Annotated in this window: 17 protein-coding genes and 1 pseudogene; 5 read left to right on the top strand and 13 right to left on the bottom strand. The window is 65.8% G+C overall.

The window, feature by feature from the left end; translation table 11 throughout:
- Positions 1 to 129: 129 nt before the first annotated feature.
- Genes HW932_RS16920 through HW932_RS16905 form a run of 4 tightly spaced genes read right to left on the bottom strand, consistent with a single transcriptional unit; the run spans position 130 to position 3774 of the window.
- On the bottom strand, positions 130 to 1233 hold the full coding sequence (locus HW932_RS16920; RefSeq protein ID WP_176977664.1) for an ABC transporter permease: 1104 nt from the start codon (positions 1231 to 1233) through the stop codon (positions 130 to 132).
- Positions 1230 to 2168 (bottom strand): ABC transporter ATP-binding protein, encoded by a 939-nt coding sequence (locus HW932_RS16915; RefSeq protein ID WP_176977663.1) that lies wholly within the window; start codon positions 2166 to 2168, stop codon positions 1230 to 1232. The genes HW932_RS16920 and HW932_RS16915 overlap by 4 nt, the downstream gene beginning before the upstream one ends.
- Positions 2165 to 3124, bottom strand: a complete 960-nt coding sequence (locus HW932_RS16910) for an HlyD family secretion protein (protein WP_176977662.1) — start codon at positions 3122 to 3124, stop codon at positions 2165 to 2167. The genes HW932_RS16915 and HW932_RS16910 overlap by 4 nt, the downstream gene beginning before the upstream one ends.
- The gene (locus HW932_RS16905; RefSeq protein WP_176977661.1) at positions 3121 to 3774 is read right to left on the bottom strand and encodes a TetR/AcrR family transcriptional regulator; all 654 of its coding nucleotides are present in this window, start codon (positions 3772 to 3774) and stop codon (positions 3121 to 3123) included. Before HW932_RS16905 ends, HW932_RS16910 begins: the two co-directional genes overlap by 4 nt.
- A 372-nt stretch (positions 3775 to 4146) precedes the next feature.
- On the opposite strand from HW932_RS16905, the gene HW932_RS16900 reads away from it, so the two are divergent.
- Positions 4147 to 5112, top strand: coding sequence for a thiamine pyrophosphate-dependent dehydrogenase E1 component subunit alpha (locus HW932_RS16900; protein ID WP_176977660.1), 966 nt, complete (start codon positions 4147 to 4149; stop codon positions 5110 to 5112).
- 13 nt (positions 5113 to 5125) lie between these two features.
- Positions 5126 to 6103 (top strand): alpha-ketoacid dehydrogenase subunit beta, encoded by a 978-nt coding sequence (locus HW932_RS16895; RefSeq protein WP_176977659.1) that lies wholly within the window; start codon positions 5126 to 5128, stop codon positions 6101 to 6103.
- A gap of 15 nt (positions 6104 to 6118) precedes the next feature.
- Here the strand turns inward: HW932_RS16895 and HW932_RS21660 are convergent.
- From HW932_RS21660 to HW932_RS16865, 5 genes and pseudogenes are all read right to left on the bottom strand, one after another.
- Positions 6119 to 6372, bottom strand: a pseudogene (locus tag HW932_RS21660) (GGDEF domain-containing protein); the annotation flags it as partial.
- 21 nt (positions 6373 to 6393) lie between these two features.
- Positions 6394 to 7233 carry an MBL fold metallo-hydrolase gene (locus HW932_RS16880; protein ID WP_176977658.1) on the bottom strand — a complete coding sequence of 280 codons (840 nt, stop codon included), beginning with the start codon at positions 7231 to 7233 and terminating at the stop codon, positions 6394 to 6396.
- Entirely contained in the window at positions 7230 to 9428 is a 2199-nt protein-coding gene (locus tag HW932_RS16875; RefSeq protein ID WP_176977657.1) for a multiheme c-type cytochrome, read from the bottom strand. The genes HW932_RS16880 and HW932_RS16875 overlap by 4 nt, the downstream gene beginning before the upstream one ends.
- On the bottom strand, positions 9425 to 10072 hold the full coding sequence (locus tag HW932_RS16870; protein ID WP_176977656.1) for a cytochrome b/b6 domain-containing protein: 648 nt from the start codon (positions 10070 to 10072) through the stop codon (positions 9425 to 9427). The genes HW932_RS16875 and HW932_RS16870 overlap by 4 nt, the downstream gene beginning before the upstream one ends.
- Positions 10069 to 11031, bottom strand: a complete 963-nt coding sequence (locus tag HW932_RS16865; protein ID WP_176977655.1) for a cytochrome c3 family protein — start codon at positions 11029 to 11031, stop codon at positions 10069 to 10071. The genes HW932_RS16870 and HW932_RS16865 overlap by 4 nt, the downstream gene beginning before the upstream one ends.
- Positions 11032 to 11282: 251 nt before the next feature.
- Here HW932_RS16865 and HW932_RS16860 point away from each other — a divergent pair, with 251 nt between their 5' ends.
- Positions 11283 to 11837: a hydrogenase maturation protease gene (locus tag HW932_RS16860; protein ID WP_343047391.1), complete on the top strand. Its 555-nt coding sequence runs from the start codon at positions 11283 to 11285 to the stop codon at positions 11835 to 11837.
- On the top strand, positions 11750 to 12217 hold the full coding sequence (locus tag HW932_RS16855) for a hypothetical protein (RefSeq protein WP_176977654.1): 468 nt from the start codon (positions 11750 to 11752) through the stop codon (positions 12215 to 12217). The genes HW932_RS16860 and HW932_RS16855 overlap by 88 nt, the downstream gene beginning before the upstream one ends.
- Before the next feature lie 119 nt (positions 12218 to 12336).
- Here HW932_RS16855 and cobD read toward each other — a convergent pair whose 3' ends face one another.
- Complete coding sequence (gene cobD, locus HW932_RS16850; RefSeq protein WP_176977668.1) at positions 12337 to 13335, bottom strand: threonine-phosphate decarboxylase CobD; 999 nt, start codon at positions 13333 to 13335, stop codon at positions 12337 to 12339.
- 68 nt (positions 13336 to 13403) lie between these two features.
- A complete protein-coding gene (locus tag HW932_RS16845) occupies positions 13404 to 14513 on the bottom strand; it encodes a glycosyltransferase family 2 protein (RefSeq protein ID WP_176977653.1) in 1110 nt (369 codons plus the stop codon).
- Between the two features lie 179 nt (positions 14514 to 14692).
- On the opposite strand from HW932_RS16845, the gene HW932_RS16840 reads away from it, so the two are divergent.
- Positions 14693 to 16399: an FAD-dependent oxidoreductase gene (locus HW932_RS16840; RefSeq protein WP_176977652.1), complete on the top strand. Its 1707-nt coding sequence runs from the start codon at positions 14693 to 14695 to the stop codon at positions 16397 to 16399.
- 36 nt (positions 16400 to 16435) lie between these two features.
- Here the strand turns inward: HW932_RS16840 and lolA are convergent, their stop codons facing one another.
- Together lolA and HW932_RS16830 are read right to left on the bottom strand one after the other, a co-directional pair.
- Positions 16436 to 17095, bottom strand: coding sequence for an outer membrane lipoprotein periplasmic chaperone LolA (gene lolA / locus HW932_RS16835; protein WP_176977651.1), 660 nt, complete (start codon positions 17093 to 17095; stop codon positions 16436 to 16438).
- A gap of 70 nt (positions 17096 to 17165) precedes the next feature.
- Complete coding sequence (locus tag HW932_RS16830; protein ID WP_176977650.1) at positions 17166 to 19760, bottom strand: DNA translocase FtsK; 2595 nt, start codon at positions 19758 to 19760, stop codon at positions 17166 to 17168.
- Positions 19761 to 19773: the final 13 nt, after the last annotated feature.

Raw genomic sequence — 19773 nt, 5'->3', positions numbered from 1 at the left:
TTATTTTAAAAAAATTGAATCTCAAGCAAGCCTGCTAATGAGTGATTTTTATGGCGAAAACCTCGCTTTTTAACAACTTAACTGATGTGTCTGGAGTGAAATGCCTTAATCGCTTGTTCGACATCCTGCTCAATCCAACGTCTTACTAAACCGCGACACCGCCAGCGTCAACGTCACCCCCGCAAAGACGACCAGCGCCAGCACCTCCCCCGGCATATCCGCCAAGCTGGCCCCACGCAGCATGATCCCCCGGATCATCCGAATGAAATGGGTCAGCGGCAGCAGCTCGGACAAATACTGGGCGGCCTTGGGCATCCCGGCGAAAGGGAACATGAATCCCGAAAGCAGGATCGAGGGCAGGAAGAAGAAGAAGGTCATCTGCATCGCCTGGAACTGCGTCTTGGCGGCAGTGGAGATGACCAGCCCCAGGGTCAGGTTGGCGGCGATGAAAAGCAGCGCGGCGAGATAGACCTGATAGAGCGCGCCCCGCACCGGCACGCCGAACAGCAGCATCCCGAGGGCCAGGATGATGCTCACCTGCACCAGCCCGATGAGCACGTAGGGGATGATCTTGCCGATCATCAGCTCGAGGCTGCGCACCGGGGTGTTGATCAACAGCTCCAGATTGCCGCGCTCGGCCTCGCGGACGATGGCGACCGCGGTGAAGAGCACCATCGTCAGGGTCAGGATGACCCCGATCAGACCGGGCACGATGTTGAGCGCCGAGCGCCGCTCCGGGTTGTAGAAGCTGCGGACCTCAAAGACCGGCTCCCCGCTCGGCCGCTCCGGCGCCGTGTCGTAGTCGAGCGTGATCTGAGCGAGCTGACGGGCCGCCATCAGGACGACCGGATCGGTGCCGTCGGCCAGCAGTTGGGCGGCCGGGCGCTCCGGATCCTGCAACCGGCGCCCGAAGTCGGGCGGGATGTGGAGGCCGACCGCGATCTCACCGCGCCGCAGCAGCCGCTCCAGTTCCTCGGGTCCGCTCACCGTTCGATGGATATCCACCACCTGGGTCGCCTGACTGTCGGCGATCAGCGCCCGTGACAGCGAGGTCTGAGCCTGATCGGCCACCCCGGCCGGCAGGTGGCGCACGTCGGTGTTGATGGCGTAGCCGAACAGCATCAGCTGGATCAGCGGGATGCCGACGATCATGCCGAAGGTGAGACGATCGCGGCGCAGCTGCCGCACCTCTTTGAAGAGGATCGCGGTCAGTCGGGTGAGACAGCGGCTCATGACTCGGCTCCGTCGGAATCGGTCGCGAGGACGAAAACGTCCTCCAGGCTCGGATGGACCGGCTGGACCCGGGCCTCGACGCCGGCCGCCACCAGCGCCGAGCGCACCAGCGCGGGCGCATCCTCGACCGCCCTGGCGACCAGCACCCGCAGCCGCACCCCGAGCTGGGTGACGCTGAGGATGGGCGCCAGTCCGCCCAGCGCCGCGCGCGCCGGTCCGGGCGCGTCCGTCTCCACCTCCACCACCCGGGCGTCCATGTCGGCATAGAGCTGGGTCGGGGTGCCGTCGGCGACGATGCGGCCCCGCTGCAAAATCGCCAGACGGTGACAGCGCTCGGCCTCGTCCATGTAGTGGGTCGAGACCAGGATGGTGGTGCCCTCGGCGACCAGCGCGAAGAGCGTCTCCCAGAAGTCGCGCCGGCTCTGCGGATCGACCGCGCTGGTCGGCTCGTCGAGGAAGAGCAGCGGCGGCGCGTGCAGGGTGGCGGCGGCGAGCGCTAGCCGCTGCTTCTGGCCGCCGCTCAGGGTGCCGGCGCGCTGGCGGCGCTGCTCGATCAGGTTATAGCGCTCCAGCTGGGCCTCGATCCGCGCGCGGCGCGTCTTGCGGGGCAGACAGTAGATGTCGGCGATGAAGTCCAGATTCTCCTGGACATCCAGATCCTCATAGAGCGAGAAGCGCTGGGTCATGTAACCGATCTGCTGCTTGAGCGCGTCGGCGTCGCCCGGGACCGGATGCCCCAGCACCCGCGCCTCGCCCTCCGAGGGGGTGAGCAGACCGCAGAGCATGCGGATGGTCGTCGACTTGCCCGATCCGTTCGGTCCGAGGAAGCCGTAAATCTGGGCGCGCGGGATGCGCAGATCGATGTGGTCCACGGCGGTGAAGTCGCCGAAGCGGCGCGTCAGTCCGTGGGACTCGATGGCATAGTCGCCGCTCATGGCGCGCTCGGGGTGTCGAGCTGGAAGCTGGCGACCAGCGGAACCCCGGCCGGCAGCGATTCGGGCGCGTCCTGGAGGTCGATCTCGGCCAGATAGGTCAGGCGTCCGCGATCGCGCTCGGTGAGCGCGTAGTAGGGTGTGAAAGCCGGGTCGGCGAGCACCTTGCGCACCCGGCCGGCGAAGGGCGTGTCGAGACCGTCGACCGCGATGCTGGCGCCGGTGCCGGGCGCGACCCGGGCGCGGATCGCCTCGGGCACGTAGACCCTGGCATAGGGGGTGGGTCCGGCGAGCATCAGGGCGACGACCTTGCCGACAGCCGGCTGTTCGCCGAGACGGTAAGGCAGGTCGTCGAGCCGTCCGTCGCGTGGCGAGCGGACGGTCAGGCGTTCCAGATCGAGCCCCCGCTCGCGCTCGCTGGCGCGCGCCTGGGCCAGTGCCGCCCGGGACTGGTCCAGCTCCTCGGCGGTGGTGCCGTGCTCCAGCTCGGCGAGCGCGGCGCCGGCCCGGTCCTGCTCGCTGCGTGCCTGGTCGCGCAGACGGCGGGCGGCGTCCACCGAATCGGGGCTGGTGAGCTTGCGCTTAAGCAGGGCCGCGAGCCGCTCGAACTCGCGCTCCCGTATCTCCAGGTCGTCCCGGGCGCCGCTCAGTCTGGCCCGAGCCTCGGCGATGCGCTCGACGCGGGGTCCGCGCTCGAGTTCGGCCAGACGGGCCTCGGCCTGCTCGCGGGCGGCCCGTGCCGCGTCCAGTCGCGCCTGCGCCCGACGCGGATCGAGCCTCAGGATGATCTCGCCCTCGGCGAGTCGGTCGCCCTCACGGTGCCGGATCTCGACGATCGGCTCGGAGAGCTCGGCGATCAGCTCGACCCGGTCCCATTCGAGCGTGCCGACGGCCGTGTTCGGATCCTGGCCGCAGCCGGCGAGGCCGATCAGAGCGATCGATATCAGTATCTGTCTCATGGGTCCTCGTCCTCCGGTGGCGGTTTGGGTGGGGCCAGGAGCTGCAGGATCTGCTCGGACCAGCGTCCGGCGAAGGCGTCGTCGATCGGGATCCCCATGGCGCGCTCGACGATGGGCCGGGCGACGAAGGGGTAGATGGTCAGGCTGAAGAGGATCAATGTGCCGAACTTGGGATCCAGGTCGTCCCTCAGCTCGCCCTTGTCCCGTCCGCCGTCGATGGCGCGCCGCAGCGCGCCGGCCACCCGCGCGGCGAACTTCTCGATGAAGAGGTTGCGGAAGTCGGATTCGCCGTAGAGCACTTCGCGGATGATGAGGTTTGGCAGCCAGGGATTGGCCGCGAGCATTGCCGCGTGTCTGGGGATCAGATCCTCCAGCCGGGCGACCTCGCCGCGCGCCTCGGCCTCCTCCAAAACCCGGATCAGCGGGCCGATGGTCTCCTCCAGCATGGCCTCGTAGAGCCCCCGCTTGTCGCCGAAGTAGTAGCTCACCATCGCCTGATTGACCCCGGCCGCGCGCGCGATCTCGCGCACCGAGACCCCCTTGAACGAGCCTTGGGCGAAGTGGTCCCGCGCCGCCGCGATCAGCGCCCGGCGCACCGCTTCCGTGTCTTGGCGTCTGGGGCGTCCGGGGCCTGTCGTCGTTTTGGTCATGGAATTATTAAACGTCCTTTTAATTAATAGGTCAATCTTTTTACTGCGCGCATCCCAGGAGCAGCCTGACTTCCAACACGGTTGTGGGCGTCAGATGCTCCCTGGTAGGCTTGACTCCCACGCCCTTCCGACACTTCAGCATCGCTTCCGATTGGTGCTCCAGCGCAACAGTCTTTGGCAATCATGCTGTCTTATCAGAGTGGTGATGTCGGGATAATCCGGCCCCAGGCTCAAGACCGCATGGCCAGCTCCCAGGCATGCCGCCGTTGCCAGGGTTCAAGCCCGGATCTCCATCCTCGTCATACGCCCTGGGGCCGGCGATACCGATTCCCGGCACCAGGGACGTGACGAAACGTATAGAGAGTGCTCTACATGTCCATTTCCACCCAGACGAAGCTCGACATGCTGCGCGCCATGCTCTTGGCGCGGCAATTCGAGGAAACCTTGACGGAGCTGTGCCGGCAGCCCGGCAAGATTCACGGCATGATGATCCTGGCCACGGGCCAGGAGGCGGTCGGCGCGGGCGTCTGCGCCGCGCTGTCGCCCGAGGACGTGATCCTCACCAATCATCGCAGCCATCACCATCTGCTCGCCCGCGGGGCCGATCCCAAGGCATTGATGGCCGAGATCTTCGGCCGACGCACCGGCTGCAACAAGGGCAAGAGCGGTACGCTGCATCTGGCGGTGCCCGAGGTCAACGCGCTCTGCACCACCACCATCGTCGGCGGCGGCTTTCCCATCGCCACGGGTCTGGGCTTCGCCCAGCAATATCAGAAACAAGAGGCGGTGACCGTCTGCTTCTTCGGTGACGGCGCAACCAGCGAGGGCTCCTTCCACGAGGCGCTCAATCTGGCCGGTCTCTGGCGTCTGCCGGTGATCTTCGTCTGCGAGAACAACGGCTATGCGGCCGCCCAGAGCTACGCGGAGCACACCCCGGTCGAATCTCTGGCGGCGCGAGCCGACGCCTACGGGATGCCGGGCGAGTGCGTCGACGGCAACGACGCACCGTCCGTGCTGGAGGCGACCCGGCGCGCCCGCGAGCGTGCCCTGGCGGGTGATGGCCCCACGCTGATCGAGTGCATGACCTATCGCTGGCGCGGACATGGCGAGACCGACCCGCAGCACTACCAGCCGGCCGAGGAGATCGCCGCCTGGAAGGAGCGCTGCCCCATCGCGCGACTGAGCGGATTCCTGCAAGCATCGGGCGAACTGTCCGACGCTGAGCTAGAGGATCTGCGCGCGAGCGCGGCCGCAATCGTGACCGAGGCGGTGCGTTTTGCCGAAGAGAGCCCCTGGCCCGAGCCGGAAGAGGCGCTCGATGATGTCTGGGCGGAGTGATAGGAGTATGACGATGCAAATGCTTGGAATGGGTCAGGCGGTCAATCAGGCGCTGCGCGAGGAGATGCAGCGCGATTCGCGCATCTTTCTGGCCGGCGAAGGGATCGGAGTCGGCATCCACGACAGCCCCATGATGCCGACCTACGGCCTGCTGGAGGCGTTCGGTCCCGAGCGCGTGAAGGACACCCCGGTCTCGGAAGCCGCCATCGCCGGACTCGCGGTCGGTGCTGCCGCAGGTGGGCTGCGTCCAGTGGTGGAGGTGATGTTCAACCCCTTCTTCACCCTGGCCTCGGACATGATCGTCAACCACGCGGCCAAGCTGCGCTATCTCTCTGGCGGCAAGACCAGTTTCCCGCTCGTGGTGCGCATCAAGAGCGGGGCCGGCTTCGGGGCGGGCTGTCAGCACTCGCACAACCTGGAGGCCTGGGTCGCGCACTGCCCTGGACTCAAGGTGGTGATGCCGGCCACGCCGGCCGACGCCAAGGGCCTGCTCAAGTCCGCCATTCGCGACGACAACCCAGTCGTCTTCATCGAGGACATGGGACTCTACTTCGCGCCGGCCGAGGTGCCGGAAGGAGACTACAGCATCCCCATCGGCAAGGCCGACATCAAGCGTCCAGGCACAGACGTCACCCTCGTCACCTGGTCCAAGATGCTCGGCGTCGCCATGCAGGCGGCCGACCAACTGGCCCGCGAGGGCGTCGACGTCGAAGTCGTCGACCTGCGCACTCTGACCCCGCTGGACACCGAAACCATCCTGAGTTCGGTACGCAAGACCGGGCGTCTCGTCGTCCTGCACGAGGCCAATCGCACTGGGGGCTTCGGTGGAGAGATCGCGGCCCTGGTCATGGAACAGGCCTTCGATGCACTCAAGGCACCGTTGCGTCGCGTCACCGGACCGGATATCCCCGTTCCCGCAAGCCCCCCGCTGGAGCGGTTCTACATCCCGGATGCCGGGCAGGTGATCGCGGCGATCAAGGAATTGCTCTGACCGTTTGGCCCGATTGCGCCCCGCCTGCTTGGCACGATAGAGCGCCCGGTCGGCGCGGGTCAGCAGCTCGCTCGGATCCTCGATCATCTCCGGCCAACTGGCGATACCGACCGATAGACTGATCGAGCCGAGTGCGCGGCCCTCGTGCCGGAGATCGAGCGCCGCCACCCGTGAGCGCAGAGTCTCGGCGCGCCCGGCAGTGCGATCACGAATTCCTCACCGCCATAGCGGCAGACGGTATCGGTATGACGAAAGGCTTCGGTCAGATGCCCGGCGTCAGTTCGAAACGATCAGGCGGCCGCTCCGAATCGATGCACGGTGCCTGTGGGGGACTCGTGGAACTGATCCGGGAAGCTCCGGCGCAGCAGGCAGGTGGCCGCCAGTCCGGTGCAGTGGTTGGGGGCCAGATAGTCGATCCCGAATCCGGCGAGCGCGCGGACAGTGAAGTCCAGGCGCTCGGTGCCGGCGCGCAGCAGATGGGTTCCGCCCAGAACCGCATGGATCGGGCGTCCGGGCGCGAGCGTGCGGACATGATCGAGCGTGTTGATCAGCCCGGAATGACCGCAGCCGAGCACTACCACCAGCCCCGCTGGGGTGTCGATGATGAGCGCCTGATCGTCGGGCAGATCGTCGATCTCGGCGCGCGCGGCGTCGCGATAGAAGGGGCCGCCCGTGTCCTCGATGGGGTGAGGGCGCGGAATCTCACCGCTGAGTCGGATGCCGGGCCAGATCTCGACCGGCCCAGTATCGGCGATGAGCCGCCGCACGCGTGGCCGCAACGCCTCCAGATCCGTGATCGGCGAACCGATTGAGCGGCCATCGCGGTTGAACTTGGGCGCCAGCGCCTCGGGATGCAGATAGAGATCGATCGCGCCGCCGGTGCACGCGATCACCGTCTCCAGCCCGCCGGTGTGGTCGTAGTGGCCATGACTGAGCGCGACCGCCGTCACCCGTTCGAGCGCGATCCCGAGCCGTGCGGCATTGTGCCGCAGCGTCAGTCCCTGCCCGGTGTCGAGCAGCAGACAATGCTCATCGGCCTCGATGAAGAAGGACGCACCATGCTCACCGAGCAACCCAGGTGAGCTGGCCGCGTTTTCCGCCAGTTGCGTGATGGTCAGATTCCGGATCATGGCACGGACGGGGCCGGTGTCTCGGCGTTTGCCATCGTCTCGTTTACCGGCGGCTGCCTGAGCAGCTCCGGATCCTGGAGTTCGGCGATCCGCTCCGGCGTATAGCCGAGCAGCTCGAAGTCCATGAGGCCGTTGGGCGCGTGACAGTCGGCGCAGTCGTGCCCCTGGCGCTGGATACCGTGGTTGACCATGAGCGTGCCCATCTGGCGCATCCAGTGCGGTTCGACGTTGACGAGCTGACCGTCGACGAGCGGATAGATCGTCTTCCAGCCGCCGCTGACGCCGAAATAGGCCATGAACTCGTCCATCATGTAGAGCTTGAACGGCTCCTGATACATGCGTTGGACGATCGGATCCTGGATGGCACGCTTGACGGCGGCCTGGGTGTCGCCCGTCTCATAGTAGGTGGTGTAGTCGAACGGCAGGATCATGGCCCCGAACGGTCCCTGGTTGGACATGTCCTCGTACATCATGGCGTTGAAGAGCTTGAACGGATAGATCCGGCTCTCCCCATCGTTCATGGCCGCGCGCAGGTTGGCCTGGATCATGGCACGGCGCCGTTCGAGCATCTCGGGCGAGAGCTGCGACAACGGGTCGGTCGCCATTTGGACATAGCGCTCGACATCGATGTCGGGATACTGCGCCTTGAGTTCGATCGCCTTGGCGCGCACGGCGGCGATGATCTCGGGATCGTCGATCCGCGCGATCTGCTGCATCAGCGGATCATAGGTGTCGGCGCCGTTCGGATTGTTGCCCAGCGCATTGGCCAGGAAGGTGCCGTTGCCGTTGAACCAGAGATAGGTGAACCCCTTGCCCGGTTCGCCCGAACGATAGACGTCGGTCGGCTCCCAGATCCCCTCTTCCGCGTCCCAGGTCGGATGGACCCAGTCGCGCAGCACCACGTTGTTGTCTTCCAGGCGCGGGATATGACAGGTCTCGCAGGCGAGCCGCGCGATATGGCCGTTGAGCAGCGCCTTGTCCCTGGAGTTGTTGTGGGGCGCTTGCGTGTGACAGGTCTCGCACGAGACCTCCTTGTCGGGCAGATCGTTGGCGACCAGATCCACGCCCATACGCCCGCGCGGAATCTTGTGTCCCTCGGGACGATGGCAGTCGGTGCACTGGATGCCGGCGGCGGCGTGGGCGTCGTCCTCGGGACTGAAGGGATTGCCGCGCTTGGCCCCGCGATGCAGCAGGCGCTGGTGCTTGTAGCCGAGCGCCTGCGCGGCGGCATTGTGCTCGTAGACATCGCCGCCCATGTTGTGCTGATGACAGCGCAGACAGGTCTCGGAACTGATCGGGCCGACGGTGAGCGCCGCGCGCAGACTGCGGTCCTGATCCCAGCGCAACCCGTACTCGTCGCGGATGACGACGCGCTGGTTCATGTCGTAGTCGCGTGCATGACAGATCAGACAGTCGATGCCCTCCTTGGCCATGCTCGGTACATCGCCGACCGGCATCATCTTCTCGGTCGCCGGCTGATAGTTGCCGCCGATGTGACACTGACCGCAGCCCTCGCTGCGCAGCACCACCTCGCCTTCCTCGACATGCTCGGGACGGCTCGCGACCAGCGCCGCCCAGCCGGTCCAGGTGAAGCTGCCCGGAATGCCGCAGGCGCGGTCGATCTTGCCGACCGGGATCTTGTGCGGACCGGCGTTCACCTGACGCCCGTCATAGCCATAGGTCGAAAACCCGCCGGCGCTGCTCTGGAACTTGAAATGCACCGAGTTGACGAGATCGTCGAGGGTGTCGACCGTCGAGCGGGTGCCGTCCGGATGATCGACCTCGATGGTGGCGTGACAGGTCAGACAGGTCTTGGGGCCTTCGTACTGACGGATGCCGGCTTCGCGGAAATACTTGATGTGGCTCGGCTGGGTGTCGCGGATGAACGACTCGGTGTTCATCAGCATCTCGACCTTGACCTGACGCGCGAAGGGGTCTTGATCTTCAGCGACGACCGATTCGGCCTTGAGCCGGCGTGCTTCCTCGCTCAGCGACTGGGCCAGTGCCTCGAATTCGGCTTCGGTGAGCGTCTGGCTGCTTTCATAGGTCAGGGGCGCGTTGGTCTTGCCGACATAGGCATTGAAGACCACCGGATAGAGGAAGCGATAGGCCAGCGCCAGGACGACAAGCACGCCGGCGCCGATGGTCAGACGGCGTTTGGTCCTGGGGTCGAGCAGTGTGGCGATGGGGTTCATGATTTCGCCTCCTCGGTCTGGCCGGAACTGGGATCGTCCTCGCGATGCCAGCCGGTGATCATGGCGCGCAGATTGGTCGTGACGGTCTCGCCGGTGGTGATGATGTACATGTGCACGAGCAGGAACAGCACCAGCAGATAGGCCAGCGTCAGATGCGCCATGGCCACCAGCCAGACGCTCGGCAGACCGAGCAGGGTCTCGGGCAGCGAGACCGAGAACAGGAACGCCCAGCCGCTCAGGATCAAGAGCGGCATCAGGCCGAACATCACGCCCAGATAGCTGAGCTGTTGCAGGGTGTTGAACTTCATCCCGACGCTGACATGGAAGGGATGCGGTTCGTTGCGGAAGATGCCCTGGGCGTAATAGCGCCCCTGGACGATCAGGCGGTCGACGAAGCCCGACAAGTGTATCCGGTAGTGCCGCCCGTTCTCGGTGGTCAGATTGCCCACCACGAAGCCGATCCAGCCGAGCGTCAGCAGGATGCCCGCCGTGTTGTGGACCGTGACCGCCAGATCGAACGGCATCAGCCAGCCGCCCTCGCCGAAGTGCATGCTGGCGCCGGTGTACATCAGCACCAGGAACAGCAGCGCATTGATCCAGTGCCAGGCGCGCAGCCAGCGCGGATAGAGATAGAGTGCGCTCATGACCGATCCTCCCGTAGACGTCGATAGGCGCGATAGCGGCCCCAGCCGTGCGCGATCAGCACCAGCAGGGTCAGACCGATCACACCCAGACCCAGCGCGTCGAGCAGCGGACTGCGGCTCATGCCGACGACATAGGCTTCATTGAAGACCGCCTTCGACAGCCAGCCGCCGCCGGCCAGATCGGTCTCGGAACGGTACTGATAGAGCCGTCCGAGCAGACGCGCCTCCTTGGAGTGACAACTGACGCAGTCGAAGTTGCTGTCTTTGGCGGCTAGAATCTGATGCGAGACCGGCTGACCCGGATCGGTCAGGGGCGTATGGCAGTCGAGACAGCGCACCGACTGCCAGTGTTTGTCGCGTTTCGGCAGCCAGAGATGGGCGGTGCTGTGCGGGTCGCGGATCTTCTTGTGACAGGACAGACAGAGCTGATTGCCCGCACGCACGATCTCGGCGATCGGCTGGCCGACCTCGGAGTTACGGAACGCATGCGGGTCGTGACAGCGATGGCAATCGAAGCCCTCTGCCTTGGGTGAGTCCGAGACGGCATGGATGCTGAGGGCGAATTCCTGTTCGATGGTCTTGAAGGTGTAGGCGCGTTTGTCCGCCTTGTGCAGTTCCTGATGACAGCCGACGCAGTCGAGCTGTTGCCCGAGCACCGACTCCGGATGCGGATACTGGCCGAAGTCTCCCTCGTGGCAGTCGATGCACTGGAGTTCGCCATGAGCCGAGTGTCCGAATTGTCGGCCATCGACGTGCAGATCGACCAAGTCGCCTGTGCGCGGGTCGCGATAGCCAAGCGTCTCCATGCGATGACAGCGCAGACAGTCGGCGTTGTCGGTGCCCAGCCGGCCCTGGATGGCGGCCTCGGCCTGTGGCATCGCTCCAGGCAGCACACTCAACAGCAGCAGGCCCAGGGCGAGCCAGCCGCCGGTTCCGGCCGAGATGACTTGATCGTTCATGGGTGGGAGCACTCCCGTTCGCGTTGTCTGTCCCCTGCCCGACACCTTAGCCAAACGCCCCGTCGTTGGCCAATCCGATTCGCCGATTATGGACGACGCCGGTCGCCGCTCGCACCCGATCGAGGTCGAAAACGGGCGGATCAAGACCCATCGGACCGTGGTACTCTCGAACTGGAACGCCGGGCTGCACACTCTGGCCGGCGTGTGCGGGCGCTCTGAAATTGGAGTCGACAGTGGAATCCGAATTGAACGTGAACGATGATCCAGGCGCGGACATCCTGCTGATTGGACTCGGCAATCTGTTGCTCGGCGATGAGGGCGTGGGTATCCATGTGCTGCGTCGGCTCGAACGCGATTACCGGCTCGAACCGGCCGTCACGCTGATCGACGGCGGTACCCTGGGTCTGGATCTGCTGCCGCTGTTCGCCGAGCATCGGCGCATCCTGATGATCGATGCCATCGCACTCGACGCGCCGCCGGGCCGGATCGACGTCTTTCGCGATGCCGACATCCGCCGCGCGCTGAGTCCGAAGCTCTCGGTGCATCATTTGGGCGTGTCGGATCTGCTGGCACTGCTCCAGTTGCTCGACGATGGCCCGACCGAGATCGTCCTTGTCGGCATCGTGCCGGAATGTCTGGAATTGGGGCTGGATCTATCGCCGTCGGTCGCGGCGGCGATTCCCGACGTGATCGAACGAGTCGGCGAGATCTTGAACGGATGGGGCATTGCACTCGGCGCGTCGACGAGCCAGTCACGGACGCCCGGATTGAGTACAAGCGCCAGCTCGGCGGCGAGCCGTGCCTGAATGCCGCGTGGATATGTCTGAAGCCCCATCTGTGCGCCGGCGATCAGCGCGCCGGTGAGTGCGGCAATCTCGAAGCAGGCGATCCGGCGCAGTCGGGCATAGGCGGCGTGGCGCGTCGGTCTCGACGTATCGAGCGGTTGCCGGTCATCCAAAGCATCGTCGGCGCCGATACCCAGACAGATCAGCGTGCAACAGCCGGCGAGCTTCGCCCGCTCGGCGGCGTGCCGCCCCCGGCTCAAGGCGACATCGAGACGATGGCGATCCAGCGGCTCGTCGGTGTGGGGTGCAAATGGAATCAGACTGCCCGGATCGACGAACTCACAGCGATCCACGGCCGCCCATGCGTCCGGATCGACCCCAGTCGTCGACAAGCGCCGTAAGTGCTCGGCCAGCCGGGGATCAGCGACGAAACAGAGACATCCGATTCGTTTCGCCCCCTTTGACTCACACCCACGATTCACTTCGGCCACCGGAACGGCCAGCCATTCGGGCACTCCCATCAATGCCCGTCCAGTGCCCCGAGCGCGTGCTCCAGACGCTCCCATTCCGCTTCGCACCCCGGCAGGCCGAACCGCAGACTGGCCGGCTGCGCAAAAAGCCGAGTGAGGATTCCCTGCTTGCACAGTCGCTCATGAAAGTGCTCGGCCTGTGGTGTCAGCACCCATTGAAAAAGCGCGGTTCCGCCCGCTGGGGTCAGACCCCGACGGCCCAGGCGTTCGGCCAGCCGCTCCGAGGCTGACGGCAACGCGGCGCGCATCGCCGACTGCCACGCCAGATCCTCCAGCGCCAGCCGCGCGATCCAGCGCGAGGGGCCGCTCAGGGTCCAGGGACCGAGCGCGTGCGCGGCCCGCTCGCGTAATTCGGGTTCGGCGAACAGGAATCCGACCCGCGCCCCCGCCAGTCCGAAGAACTTACCGAGCGAACGCAGCACCACCAACCCAGGCCGCCCCAGATACGGCAGCACACTCTCGTCGGGCGTGGCGTCCATGAAAGCCTCGTCGACCACCAGCCAGCCGCCGCGCGCCGCCAGACGCGCATGCCAGTCGAGCAGGGTCGCCACCGGCCAGCGTCGTCCAGTCGGGTTGTTGGGATTGATGACCACCAGCACATCAAGCCGCTCGTGCTCCGAGCCGTCGTCGAGCCGGCCGCCCGGATCGCCGTCGGGCAGGCTGATCACGCGATGCCCGGCGCGATGCCAGGCGTGGGCATGTTCGCGATAGCCGACCTCGGGAATCCCGACCCGACCGGGCGGACGCAGGGTCGGCAGCAACTGGATCGCGGCCTGTGAACCGGCGAGCGGCAGCGCGCCCGAAGCGGCGTAGTAGCGTTCGGCGGCCATCTCCAGCCCATCGTCGTCCTCGGGCAGACGGGCCCAGACGCTCGGCGGTACGGCCGGCACCGGCCAACCGTTGGGATTGATGCCGGTCGACAGATCGATCCACTCTTCCAGCGGTCGCCCGAAGCGCTTGACCGCCTCGCGCAGTCGTCCGCCATGCACAGGCGGCGCGGACAGATCCCGGAGCACGGCATCCGGAACCGTCTCAAGAACAGCACTGACGTTCATCTTCAGCCCGTCGCGCGAACCGGAATCGAACGGCCCTTCCAGTCCACACTGTTGCGCACCAGGGTGCGATAGAGCGAGCGGGTGAAGATCGCCATGAAGAACAGCAGCGAGATCGGATAGCTCAGCGCCGTGAGCCAGCCGAAATTACCCAGCCGCCGCAGCAGCCACTGGATCTGGAGCACATAGGCGCCATAGGCGATGGCGCCGGCCAGCGTCCAGTTGGTCCAGCCATCGTGCGGCCAGGCGCGGAAGGCATCGAAGGCCGACATGCCGCCCGCGATCCAGGCGGTGATCAGGAGCAGCATCACGAGGTCGGTGGTCATGGCCCCGCGCGCGAAGTTCTTGGTCCAGCCATCGGCCAGATCGCGCAGTCCGCCCGGATACATCCGGAAGGCAATCACCCCCTCGCCGATGAAGTTGCGCGTCGGCACACCACGAAGCGCCATCTCGCGCGCCAGCGCCACGTCGTCGATGATCTCCTCGCGCACCAGACGATGACCGCCGGTACGGAAATAGTCCTCGCGCGAGCAGACCATGCAGGGTCCGAACGCCCCATTGGATTCCAGCCGGTCGCCCAGCAGCGTGAACGAGCGGATGCCGCCCATCATGATCAGCGAGAAGCCGGCCGAGAGCCGCTCATAGGCACGACGCATCCGGTGATAGGGCTGGATCGAGACCAGACCGCCATGCTGCGCATGAGTCGCGACGATGCGCCGCAGGCCGCCGGGTTCGAGTTCGGTGTCGGCGTCGAGGAAGACCAGCACCTCACCGCTCGCCGCACGCGCCCCGGCCCAGCAGGCATGCGGCTTGCCGATCCAGCCCGGCTCCGGCTCGGTCAGAGTCAGGGTCGTGACACCGGCTGCGCGCCCCAGCTCGGCGGTGCGGTCGCTGGAGTTGTCATCGACCAGGATAACCTCGAAATCGGGGTGATCCTGAACACGCAGCGAGGCCAGCAGCGGCGGCAGCCGCGTCTCCTCGTTGCGCGCCGGGATGATGACCGAGACACGCCGCTCGTCGAGCCGCTCAGGCAACGGCGGACAGCGGCGCATCCGACCGAGAAAAACGAAGGCCAGCGCCCAGGGCGGGAGCAGCCAGAGCAGTTCGATAGGCATGATGATTGGACTCGTATTTGACGAACGGGTTGATGTCGCTCACCCAAGGACCGACTTGAGGATCTTCAACTCGCTTGTAACAGCTTTGGGGCACACTCAGACACTCGACACGCGATGTCATGGAACTGGCTCTATCCCAGGACGCGACATCTTATTCGATCCGACTCAAGGATTCCGCTATGTCATCCTCATCCGCTCCGCTCAAGATCGTCGTCATCGGAGGCTCGGCCGCCGGTCCCAAGGCCGCCGCGCGGGCGCGCCGTCTCGACGAGCACGCCTCCATCACCCTGATCCAGAAAGACCCGGATCTCTCGATGGCCTCCTGCGGCTATCCCTACTATATCGGCGGCGTCTTCGACGATCGCAACCAGCTGATCTGCACCCCGGCCGGGATCGTGCGCGATCCGAATTTCTTCGAGAAGGCCAAGCGCATCGAGGCGCTGGTCCTGACCGAGGCCGTCGCCATCGACCGCGCGGCCAAGACCGTGACCTGCCGTCATCTGCCGAGTGGTGAGACGCGCGTCATCCCCTACGATCGCCTGGTGATCGCCACCGGCGCCACGCCGCTCTTCCCCCAAGTGCCTGGAACCGATCTGGCAGGCATCCACACCCTGCACTCGCTCGGCGACGCCGACCAACTGCGCGCCATCCGTGACCAGGGCCAGGTACGCCGCGCCGTGGTGGTCGGCGGAGGGTTGATCGGCTTCGAGGTCTGCGAGGCGCTGCATCTGGCCGGTATCCAGACCACGGTCATCGAGAAGACCGACTGCATCCTCCCCTTCCTGGATCCGGACCTGGCGCGTCTGGTGGCCAACCATGTGCGCGCCAACGGCGCCGACATCATCACGGGCAATGGCGTCGCCGCCTTCCTGGGCGAACACGGGCGACTGACCGCCGTCAAGCTCGGCAACGGCACCGAACTGCCCTGCGAACTGGCTGTGGTCGCCGTGGGCGTGCGCCCGAACATCGCACTGGCTCAGGCCGCCGGACTGACGATCGGCGAACAGGGCGGCATCGCGGTCGATGACTACATGCGTACCTCCGATCCCGACATCTATGCCGCCGGCGACTGCGTGGAGTGCACCAGTCTCATCACCGGCCGCAAGGTGCGCGCGCCCTATGGCGACATCGCCAACCTGCAAGGCCGGGTCATCGGCCAGAATCTGATCCAGCCCGAAACGGCGACCTTTCCCGGCATCACCCATACCGGCATCTGCAAGATCTTCGACTACACGGTCGGCATCACCGGCCTGAGCGCCCGTCAGGCGCGCGCGCTCGACTTCGACATCGAGACCGCCACGGTCGCCGGACTCGACATCCCCGGCTACATGCACGGCCAGTTGCTGATCAGCCTGATGGTCGCCGAGCGCGGGAGCGGGCGCGTGCTGGGCTTCCAGTGTATCGGTCCTGGAGACGCCAGCAAGCGCGTCGCCACCGTGGCCATGGCCATTCGCGGCGGACTGACGGTCGAGGATCTGGGCAACGCCGACCTGCCCTATGCCCCGCCCTACTCGCTGGCGCTCGACCATGTCATCGTCTCGGCCCATGTGTTGGAGAACAAACTGCGCGGTCTCATGCACGGGGTCTCGGCCGCCGAGGTCAAACAGCGGGTCGACTCGGGCGCCGACTGCTTCATCATCGACACCCGCAGTCCACAGGAGTTCGAGGAGATGCGGCTCGGCATCGGCGAGACCCTGATCCCGCAGGGCGCACTGCGCGGGCGGCTGAACGAACTGCCGGCGGACAAGGACCGAGAGATCATCCTCTACTGCAAGATCTCACTGCGCGGTTATGAGTCGGCCGCCATCCTCCAGGCGCACGGCTGGCGCAACGTCAAGGTGATGGAAGGCGGCGTCATGGCCTGGCCCTATCCGCGCGAGAAATAGCCGAGGGCGCGGGCGCCCGAAGCGCCCGACGCCAGCTCAATCGAAGGGCAGGAAGTCGTCGACGGCGCGCTGATCGATCTCGAACAGATCCGGCTTGAGCGAGACGTTGCGCTGCGCGCCCGTGAAGTTGAGCCGGGTCTCCTGGCCAAAGCTGTCTTCCATGATGAGACTGTCGAGCGTGTCCTTGCCGAAGCCCAGCTCGATGCGCACCACGTCGGTCTCGGTATCCTTAGGGATCAATTCCACCCAGTCGCGCCCGTCGCTGCTCTCGATCGGACGCACCTCGAAGTGCTGTTCGATCGGCTCGGAATTGGACAGCAGGAGCGCCGGCGTGCCGCGCAATGCCTTGGTCTGGCTTTGATGCGAGACCTGCTTCAGCTCGACGTCATGCACATAGACGCGCTTGCTGTCGGCGATGATGATCTGTTTGTCGGGGCCTTCGTACTCCCAGCGGAAGCGGCCGGGGCGCTGCAAATAGAGGGTGCCGCGCCGCTCCATCATCTGCGTGCGCTCGGCGTTGAAGGTGAACTGCTCGAAATCGGCCTTGAGACTGTTCAGGCCGTTGAGATAGTCGTCGACCCGCTGCGCGCCCTCGGCAGCGAACGCGCCGCCCGAAGCGCACAGCGCGATCAGCGCCGGGATCAGCCAATGGAAGATACGCGGGCGCCTGGATTCGGAACGAGACAGAGACAGCATGGATCGAGATACCTGGATGTGATTGGAGGCCGATTAGACCGAGCGCGCGGCGCAAAGATCCGGCGTTCGTTCAGTCCTCGTCGCGTGGCAGCGGCGCCAGCACCTCGCGGTTGCCGTTGGTCTCGGCCGGGCCGACGATGCCGATGCGCTCCATCTCCTCGACCATGCGGGCGGCGCGGTTGTAGCCGATCTTGAGCTTGCGCTGCACCCCCGAGATCGAGGCGCGCCGGCTCTCGACCACGAACTGCACCGCCTCGTCGAACAGCGGGTCCGTGTCCTCGGTATCACCACCACCGCGCGGCTCGGGATCGATACCGGGCAGCATCTCGGTCGGTTCGCGCAGTACGTCATGGATGTAGTCCGGCTCGCCGTACTGTTCCTTGAGGAATTCGACGACATGATGGACCTCGTGGTCGTCGACGAAGGCGCCATGCACGCGATGCGGGATATTGCCGCCCGGCGGCAGATAGAGCATGTCGCCATGCCCGAGCAACTGCTCGGCGCCCATCTGATCGAGGATGGTGCGCGAGTCGATGCGTGAGGAGACCTGGAAGGCGATGCGCGTCGGGATGTTGGCCTTGATCAACCCGGTGAGCACGTCGACCGAGGGCCGCTGAGTGGCGAGCAGCAGATGGATGCCGGAAGCGCGCGCCTTCTGGGCCAGACGGGCGATGAGTTCCTCGACCTTCTTGCCGACCACCATCATCATGTCGGCCAGCTCGTCGATGATGACGACGATATAGGGTAGATGCTGGAGATTCGGCGCCTCGCCGCCATAGGCGAGCAGATCCTCGGGCTTGATGGTCGGGTCCGGGATCGGCGTGCCGGCCGCCTCGGCCTCGGCGACCTGACGGTTGTAGCCGCCGATGTTGCGCACCCCGAGCTTGGCCATGAGCCGATAACGCCGCTCCATCTCGCCGACACACCAGCGCAGCGCGTTGGCGGCTTCCTTCATGTCGGTGACGACCGGCGTCAACAGATGCGGGATGCCCTCGTAGACCGAGAGTTCGAGCATCTTCGGATCGACCATGATCAGGCGCACGTCCTCCGGCCCGGACTTGTAGAGCAGGCTCAGGATCATGACGTTGATCGCGACCGACTTGCCCGAGCCGGTGGTGCCGGCGATCAGGGCATGGGGCATCCGCGCCAGATCCGCGACCACCGGCAGACCGGAGATGTTGGTGCCCAATCCGATGGTGAGCGGCGAGCTGGCGTCCTGATAGGAGGACGAGTCGAAGATCTCGCGCAGGAACACCATCTCGCGCTCGCGGTTGGGGATCTCGATGCCGATGAAGGGTTTGCCGGGGATGATCTCGACCACGCGCACGCTGACCACCGTCAGGGCGCGGGCCAGATCGCGCGACAGCCCCGTGATCTTGCTGGCCTTGATGCCGGGCGCCAGTTGCAGCTCGAACATCGTGACCACAGGGCCGGGATAGACCGCGACCACTTGGGCATCGACGCCGAAGTGGGCCAGATTGGCCTCGACCTGTCGCGAGAGTTCCTCGATCTGCTCCTCGGAGTAGCCGCGTCCGCTCTTGCGCGGGGCTTCGAGCAGGTTCAGCGGCGGGCGTGACTTGACCCCGCCCTTGGCGGCGTTGGAGCCCCCGGCGGAACGCGCGAATTTCTGGAAGAAACCGCGCTTCTCCTCGGGCGGGCGCTTCGTCTCCGGCTCGGGTTCGGGGGACACGGGAAGCGGCGCCTTGCCGAGTTCGCGGCGGACGGGGCCGCGATCGCGGTGCGCTCCATCCGGGACGCGCTCCTTCGGGGCGACTCGCTCCCGCGGCTCCGCCGCCGGCTCGACGTTCGGCGGATCCGAGGCGTCGAACGCAAACGGCGCGGGATCGGTCAAGAGTTCCTGGACCTCGGGAGGCAGATGCTTGGGCGGGCGCCGTGTGCGCGCGGAGCGACGCGGCGTCTCCTCCAGCATGGAGCGGGCGTCGGTCGGATCGATCAGACTGAGATCGCGCGGCAGTCCCGCCGGACGACGCCGACCTGACGGACCCGCTTCAGGCCGATGCCAGTGTCGCCCCAGGGGCGAACGGCTCAGGAACCGCCAGACGATCTCCGAACCCTGGAGCACGCCCGCCCCGATCATGTCGATCAGCCTGAGCCAGGAGATGCCGAAAAAGAGCGTCAGACTGACGAGGAGAGTTCCGAGGAGCAAGAGGTTGGCGCCCATGGCCCCAAAGCCTTCGAGCATGCGTCCACTGACCAGCAGGCCGGCCCCGCCACCCGCGCCATTGGGCAGATAGTCGCCCTGAACGGCCAGATTGACCGAGGCGAAACCGCAACCGGCGGCCAGGGTGACAAGGAAGCCGATCCAGCGCAGAGAGAGCACCCAGGTCTTGGCCCCGGCGTCCTCTCCCCGACCACGAAAGAGCAACCAGGCGCTCCAAGCGATCATGAAGGGGAGCAGATAGGCGAGATAGCCGAAGAGATAGAGTGCGGCGTCGGCGAACCAGGCCCCTGTGCGCCCACCGGCGTTGGTCACATGCATGTCGTTGCCGACATAGGACCAGCCCGGATCCTGAGGCGAATAGCTGATCAGCGAGAGCGCCAGATAGATGGACGCGCACATGAGCGCCCACAGGCCGCCCTCGCGTAGCGCGCGCTCGACATGATCGGTGAACGTCAGTTGCCCGTAGCGTGTTGCCTGTCCCATGCGCCTCTCCAAA

The sequence above is a fragment of the Allochromatium humboldtianum genome (assembly GCF_013385175.1).
GTDB classification, from domain to species: domain Bacteria; phylum Pseudomonadota; class Gammaproteobacteria; order Chromatiales; family Chromatiaceae; genus Thermochromatium; species Thermochromatium humboldtianum.
The sequence above is the reverse complement of the archived record's forward strand: the minus strand, read 5'-3'. Positions and strand labels throughout refer to the sequence as shown.